7 protein-coding genes are annotated in these 7,008 nt (G+C 69.1%); 6 read left to right on the forward strand and 1 reads right to left on the reverse strand.

Going from position 1 to position 7,008, the window contains the following annotated elements; genetic code table 11:
• Nucleotides 1-1,450: WD40/YVTN/BNR-like repeat-containing protein (locus tag AC1D01_RS15295; RefSeq protein ID WP_477867632.1), on the forward strand; the 1,450-nt coding region annotated here is incomplete at its 5' end.
• 18 nt (nt 1,451-1,468) lie between these two features.
• Here AC1D01_RS15295 and AC1D01_RS15300 read toward each other — a convergent pair.
• A complete protein-coding gene (locus tag AC1D01_RS15300) occupies nt 1,469-3,235 on the reverse strand; it encodes a methyl-accepting chemotaxis protein (protein WP_477867634.1) in 1,767 nt (588 codons plus the stop codon).
• A 50-nt stretch (nt 3,236-3,285) separates the two neighbouring features.
• Here AC1D01_RS15300 and AC1D01_RS15305 point away from each other — a divergent pair, with 50 nt between their 5' ends.
• The 5 genes from AC1D01_RS15305 to AC1D01_RS15325 all read left to right on the forward strand — a co-directional run.
• Nucleotides 3,286-3,495 carry a hypothetical protein gene (locus tag AC1D01_RS15305; protein ID WP_477867636.1) on the forward strand — a complete coding sequence of 70 codons (210 nt, stop codon included), beginning with the start codon at nt 3,286-3,288 and terminating at the stop codon, nt 3,493-3,495.
• A 65-nt stretch (nt 3,496-3,560) separates the two neighbouring features.
• Entirely contained in the window at nt 3,561-4,523 is a 963-nt protein-coding gene (locus AC1D01_RS15310; RefSeq protein WP_477867638.1) for a DUF535 family protein, read from the forward strand.
• Nucleotides 4,524-4,596: 73 nt separating this feature from the next.
• Nucleotides 4,597-5,262, forward strand: coding sequence for a response regulator (locus tag AC1D01_RS15315; protein WP_477867640.1), 666 nt, complete (start codon nt 4,597-4,599; stop codon nt 5,260-5,262).
• Complete coding sequence (locus tag AC1D01_RS15320; RefSeq protein WP_477867642.1) at nt 5,259-6,635, forward strand: sensor histidine kinase; 1,377 nt, start codon at nt 5,259-5,261, stop codon at nt 6,633-6,635. The genes AC1D01_RS15315 and AC1D01_RS15320 overlap by 4 nt, the downstream gene beginning before the upstream one ends.
• Before the next feature lie 73 nt (nt 6,636-6,708).
• The coding region (locus tag AC1D01_RS15325; protein WP_477867644.1) for a hypothetical protein at nt 6,709-7,008 on the forward strand (300 nt) is incomplete at its 3' end.

Consider the following 7,008-nt stretch of genomic DNA (forward strand, 5'->3'; position numbering starts at 1 on the left):
GTTCTATGTCGTGTTCACCAAGGATCCGGGGCCGGGCGCCTCCGGCCCCGCCCAGCTCTACAAATTCGACGGCACCAACTGGACCTTGCTGAAGGACCCCAACAGCGGCGGGACAGGGACCGGCATGGGCCTCGGCGGGGTGTCCGTCTCCGGCACCGGCGCGAGCACCCGCATTGCGCTGGGCGTGACCAACACCTGGGGCAACTACAGCGGCCAGCAGGCCATTCAGTGGTCAGGCGACGGCGGCAAGACCTGGCGCGAGATCGCGGCCACCATGCCGCGTACGCCGGCCGACGGCGCCTTCTGGGGCTGGCCCGACGACGTCGAGATCGATCCGCTCAACCCCGACCGCGTTCTGCACGTCCATGGCGGCGGCGTCTGGGAAACCCGCAACGCTTCCTCGTCAACGCCGAGCTGGAACGAGGTCGTCGAGGGGCTGGAGGAGACTGCCGTCCTGAGCCTCGCCACGCCGCCGGCCCAGGCAACGTACACCGTGATCAACAGTTCGGGTGACGTCGGCCCCTGGGTGCACACGAATCTCGCGACGAAGCCGACCCTGACGCCGGGCACCAGTTGGAGCAACGGCTTCGCCGCCGACATGGCGTGGTCCGACCCGCTCTACATCGCCAGCATGGGCGTCGTCCTCAGCACCAGTACCGCCTTCGGCGTCTGGTCCGGCGACGGCGGCAAGACCTGGACGCCTTTCGCCACCCTCGCTCCCGGTGCCGCGGCCAACACGAACGGCGAAGCAAGCATCGCGGTCACCGCGCGCAACAAGGCGGTCTGGGCGCCCGCTTACTCGGTGCCGTCCTACACCACGGACAACGGCGCGACCTGGGTCCCGACCAATCTGCCGCCGGTCTCCAACATCTACCCCCGCGCCTACCATCTGGCCACAGATCGCAAGAACCCGAACAAGGTCTATGCCTACGATTCAGGCGCCAATTGGTGGGGCACGCCGGGCAAGGTCTATGTCTCGACGGATGCCGGCCACACGTTCACGCTGAGCCAGGGATCGGTGACCGCGGGGCTGGCCCCCAACTACTTCGCGAACACCTCGCTGGTGGTCAACCCCAACGCCGAGGGTGACCTCTGGCTGGCCGACGGCAACGCCGTGTACCACTCGGTGGATTCAGGATCGACCTGGACGAAGCTGAGCAAGTTTGCGTCGATCCAGGGCAGCAACCAGTGGCCCGACGTGCAGGGCGCCACGCTGGTGGCGCTGGGCAAGGCCAAGCCCGGTGCCGCGTACTCGGCGGCGGTCTATGTGGTGGGCGTGGTCAACGGCGTGTGGGGCGTCTACCGCTCCGACGACGGCGGCGCCAGCTGGTCGCGCTTCAACGATGACGCGCACCAGTTCGGCGGCATCGGGACGATGGCTGCCGATCAGAACGTCTATGGCCGGATCTACGTCAGCGGCACCGGCCGGGGCCTGCTGTACAGCAACTGAACCCGTCCGCTCCCCCGATCAGAAGCTGGCCCAGTCGTCGGTGCCGGTGCGTGCCACCGCCACCGGGGCGGCCGGCGTGGCGAGGTGTCCCGCCGCGGGACCCTTCGGCTTCACCTTCGACTTCGCCTTGCTGAAGTCGGGTCGGGCCACGTTCTTCGCATGCTCCGGCTCGTGGCGCTCGGCGTGGTTGCGCGTGTCGTCGGCCGGGCGGGGGCTTGCCTGATGTCCCGCGCCGTCGGCCGGCAGCTTGAAGACGGCCACGGCCTGCACCAGTTGCTGCGCCTGCACCTTCAGGCTCTCGGAGGCAGCCGCGCTTTCCTCGACCAGCGCCGCGTTCTGCTGCGTGACCTGATCCATCTGGCTGACCGCCTCGCCGACCTGCGAAACGCCCACGCTCTGCTCGCTGCTGGCAGCGCTGATCTCGCTGACGATGTCGGTCACGCGCTTGATGGAGCTGACCACCTCGGTCATCGTGACGCCGGCCTGGCCGACGAGCGTCGTGCCTTGCTCGACACGCTCGACGCTGGCGTTGATCAGGCTCTTGATCTCCTTGGCCGCCTCGGCCGAACGGCCGGCCAGGCTGCGCACTTCGGCGGCCACCACGGCGAAGCCGCGGCCCTGCTCGCCTGCACGCGCCGCCTCGACCGCCGCGTTCAACGCGAGGATGTTGGTCTGGAAGGCGATGCCGTCGATGACGCTGATGATGTCGGTGATCTTCTTCGAGCTGTCGTTGATGGCCTTCATGGTTTGCACCACCTGGCCCACGACTTCGCCGCCTTCGATGGCCACCGTGCTCGCGTTGACCGCGAGTTGGTTCGCCTGCTTGGCGTTGTCGGCGTTCTGCTTGACGGTGGAGCTGAGCTCTTCCATCGAAGCGGCCGCCTGTTCGAGCGCTGAGGCCTGCTCTTCGGTGCGCTGGCTCAGGTCCAGGTTGCCCTGGGCGATCTGGGCCGATGCCGTCGCGACGCTCTCGGAGTTGCTGCGCACGTTCGAGACCACTTGCGCCAGGTTGGTCTGCATCGCCTTCAGTGCGGCCATGACGCTGGTCGTGTCGCCGCTGCGCACGTCGATGTTCGTGCTGAGGTCGCCACCGGCAACGCTCTGGGCCAGATGGGCCGCCGCGGCCGGTTCGGCGCCCAGCTGTCGCACCAGGCCGCGCGTCAGCCAGAAGCCGATGCCGATGCCCAACAGCAGGGCACCGGTGACCAGGGCCAGCATGAGATTGCGGGCATTCTGGAAACTCGCCGCATTGGCTTCGGAAGCATGCTTGGCATTGGCCTCCTTGACGTCGGCCAGCGCCGTCATGTCGTCATCGAGCTTGGTGACGATCCGCGCGAAGTCTCCGAACATGTACTTCGTGAGCTCGGCGCGGTCGTCCAGCCTGGCCGACGCCGTGTCCGCCTGAAGCTTCCTGACGCCCTGGGTGTATTCCTGCCAACCGCTTTCCAGCTGGGCAAACGCGGCCTTTCCTTTTTCTGACCAGAACAGCGGCTTGGCCTTGTCGAGGTTCTCGCGCAGCAGCGCCAGTTCCTTCTCGCTCTTGGCAAGCGCGCTGGTGCGCTGCTCCGGCGTCGTGGACAGCAAGGCGTTGCGCAGCGAACGGCCGACGTACAGCAGGTTGATGTTCGCCTCCTTGGCCAGCGACAGGCCGATCATGTCCATCTTGTAGATCTTGTCGCCCGCGTCGTTGATCCGGCCCATGTTGCTGATGCCGATGGCGCTGACGACTGCGCCGACGAGGCAGACGCCGATGAAGGCGCTGATCAATTTGGTGCTGAGTTTCATGCTCTGGAAGTTCACGGGCGGACCTTTGCAATAGAACCTGGATCCGGTCGGTGCAAGCCGTACCCGGCGCGGGCCGCCCCGAGGACATCCTGGGGCTTGAAGACCGTATCGACCTGCGATGGCAGGGCTTGAGCGGCTGCCGGGCCTCGGGCAGCGCTCTGGCGCGAAAGTGCACGAGAAAACCGCCGCAGGGGACACGGCAAGGCCAAGGAAAACTCAAGGAAACCGCAAGAAAACAAAGCTTCCGCAATATTTCCTGATGGTAAAGTTTTGTACAAATTCGGTCGCCGAATGGCGATTCGCGGGGGCGGGAGGAGAGCAGAGGATGTTTGCAACAGCGGCGCAAGCCCGAGGGGATTGGCACGTCTTGTTCCGCAGCACGGACGACGGCGCAGGCGGGAGATGGGCCACATTCAGGCGGGCCGTCAAGTTCTTCTGGCGCTTTGCGCTGCGCAGGGCTGGCGTCCAGACCTGCCTGGTCTCCTTGCATCGGCTCAAGCAGGAGCACGGTGCGCACTACCCGATCGAAGTGAGCCTGCGGCCATTGCGGCCGTACCTCTGCGATGGCCTGAGCGTGGCCGACCGGGCAGCCTGTGTCGTGTCCCATTTCAGCTGGTTGCACGCAACGCTCCGGCCGGAAACCTGCCGGGCGTTGTGGCAACGACAAGGCCTGCTGTTTCCGCTGGCAGCCGAGACCTGCACCGACGTCTCGCTCGTGCTGCGGCAGTCGGCGTCGCAAAGCCGCGAAGGCGAGCTCAGCTTCGACCTGATGTTCCAGGGCCAGCGCCTGGTGTCGACCCACTTCAGCATCGTCGGCACCGGCGCGGCCGGCATCGCCGGTGAGGAACGCAGCGTCGTCCTCGTCGCCGGTTTCCAGGGGGTGCGCGGAACCGACGCATTGATGCGCGAGCTGGGCATGCAGTTGCACCGCCTGCGGCCTTCGTCGCTGCTGCTCTGTGCACTGCAAGGGGTCTGTGCGGGCTGGGACCTGCCGGCGCCGATCACCGTCGCCCAGCAATCGCACGTGTCGGCTGGCTATGCCCGGCGGCGGCGCATCCAGCTCGACTACGACAGGGTCTGGACCGAGGCCGGCGCGGACCGGCTCGGTCCGCGCCATTGGCAACTGCCGGGAACGCTGGGGATCCGGTCGGACTGCGAGGTGGCATCCAAGCACCGCGCCCAGCACCGCCGCCGCAATGCCACCAAGCTCGCCTTCTTCGAGACCTGCCGGGAGGCCGCCTCGGCCATGAAGCGCAGCCCTGTTGCGTCGTCCGGCGCCACGGGTTGATGCGACGGGCCGATGCGACGCCGCTGCACCTCTTAAGCATCGGCCAAGCTGGCGGGCCCTACCATCGCGCACGATGCACCTGCTGCTGATCGAAGACGATGTGGACCTGGGCGCGTCGCTCCAGCAAGCCCTGCGCGGCGCCGGATTCACCAGCGAATGGCTGCGCACGGCCTGCGACGCCCACCGCTTCGCCGTGGCCGGCGGCCACCACTGCATCCTGCTCGACCTGGGCCTGCCCGACGGCCACGGGCTCGACCTGTTGCGCACCTGGCGCCGCGACGGCCTGGCCGTGCCGCTGATCGTCATCACCGCCAGCGACGCACTGGGCGATCGCCTGGCCGGCCTGGATGAAGGCGCCGACGATTTCATCGTCAAACCCTTCGCCGTGGTCGAGCTCGTCGCGCRCGTGCACGCGGTGACGCGGCGTGCCGCCCAGCAGGCGGCTTCGGTGTGGACCATCGGCACGCTGGCCATCGACATGCGCCAGCGTGTCTGCACGGTGGACGGCGAGCCGGCCGGCCTCTCGCTGCGCGAGTTCGACGTGCTGGCCGCGTTGGCGCGCGCCGGTGGCAGCGTGGTGCCCAAGCACCGCCTGGCGCAGGCCCTGGCGCCGCTGGGCGAGCCGCTCGATTTCAACGCCATCGAGGTCCACGTGCACAACCTGCGGCGCAAGGTCGGCGCAGAACGCGTGAAGACCGTGCGCGGCATCGGCTACCTGCTGGCCGGAGACCGCGCTTGAGCGCAGCCACGGCGCGCCCGCCGCGGCTGCAACGGCGCGTGCTGCTGGCGATGATGGGCGTGATCGTGCTGATGTTCCTCGTCTTCTTCGGCATCATCCTGTGGYAGACGCTCAAGCGCGATTCGGGCGAGCTGGACCGCGCCCTGCTGCGCCGAGCGCAGAGCCTGGCACGGGCGCTCGACCTCACGCCCGCCGACGCCAGCGTCAGCGCCGGCGTCGCCGTGCTGCTGAACCTGCGGGACGACGCCGCGGCCAACGATCCGCACGGCGAGCCGCGGCCCCTGCTGCTGGTGTCACGCCGCGACGGCGGGCTGCGCCTGCCGGCGGCGCAGCCCGGCGACGCCGACCCGCTGCGCCTGCCCGACGGCCTGTCGGAAACCCTGCATCAAGGCGCCCTGCTGCGCAGCTACACCGCCCGTGGCCAGCACTGGTCCGTGACACTGCTCGACGACGACATGCGCAGCACGCGCTGGGCCGCGCGCGAGGCCGGCCTCGAGCTGCTGGGCTACCTGGCGCTGACGCTGCCGTTCATCCTGCTGCCGGTGTGGCTGGCGCTGCGCGCGGCACTGGCGCCGCTGCGCGGCCTGTCGGAGCAGGTGGCGGTGCGCGCGCCTGCCGACATGAGCCCCATCGTGCTGCCCAAGGGCTACCGCGAGCTGCTGCCGCTGCAGACCGCGTTGAACCGGCTGTTCGAGCGCATGGCCGCCACCTTCGCCCGCGAGAAGGCCTTCGTGCACGACGCCGCACACGAGCTGCGCACGCCGCTGGCCGTCATCAGCGCCCAGGCCCATGTGCTGCAGACCAGCGAGGGCCCGGCGCGCCACGAGGCCGCGCGCCGCCTGCAGGGCGCGGTGGAGCGGGCCTCGCACCTCGCCCACCAGCTGCTTCGCCTGGCCCAGGCCGACGCCACGGCGCTCGCGCCGCGCGAACTGGTGGACGTGATGAACCTCGCGCGCGACACCCTGGCCGGCATGACCGAGGTGGCGACCGGACAAGGCAGCGAGCTGTCGCTGAGCGGCCCCGACAACGCCGTGCTGGCCACCGACCCGCGTGCGCTGCGCTCGATGCTGGGCAACCTGGTGGACAACGCGCTGCGCTACGGCGGGCGCGGCGTGCTGGTGGACGTGAGCATCGACGTGCAACCGGCGCGCTGGCAACTGCGGGTGCTCGACAACGGCCCGGGCATTCCCGCCGCGCAGCGCGAACAGGTGTTCGAGCGCTTCTGGCGCGGCAAGGCCGGGGACGAACGCGGTGCAGGGCTGGGCCTGGCCATCGTGCGCGAGGCCGCGCGCTCGCTGGGTGGCGACGTCGACCTGCAGCCCGGCTCCGGCGGGCACGGCTGCAGCTTCACGATCACCCTCCCCCGATCGTGAGAGGCCGGTCTTCAGGAAGCACGAAGGTGGTTGCGGCGAGCATCGTGTCCCTCGTCACCGCACCTTGTGCTTCATGCCGCTCCTGCGCCACCCCCACCGCCTCGCCCTCAGTGCCATCACCTTGGCTTGCCACCCCACCGCGTGGGCCCAGGACGCTGCAGCACCTGCCGAGCCCATCCACCTGGAAACCGTCGAGATCCAGGGCCAGCGCGGGCGCAACGCCGCCGGCAGGCAGACGCTGACGCGCGAGGAGCTGGCGCGCATCCCCGGCAGCAGCGGCGACCCGATGAAGGCCGTGATGGCCCTGCCCGGCGTGACCACCACCGACGACAGCAGCAGCGCTCCCGCGGTGCGGGGTGCGCGGCCGCAGGAC

Source organism: Rhizobacter sp. P3_B12, from assembly GCF_056402895.1.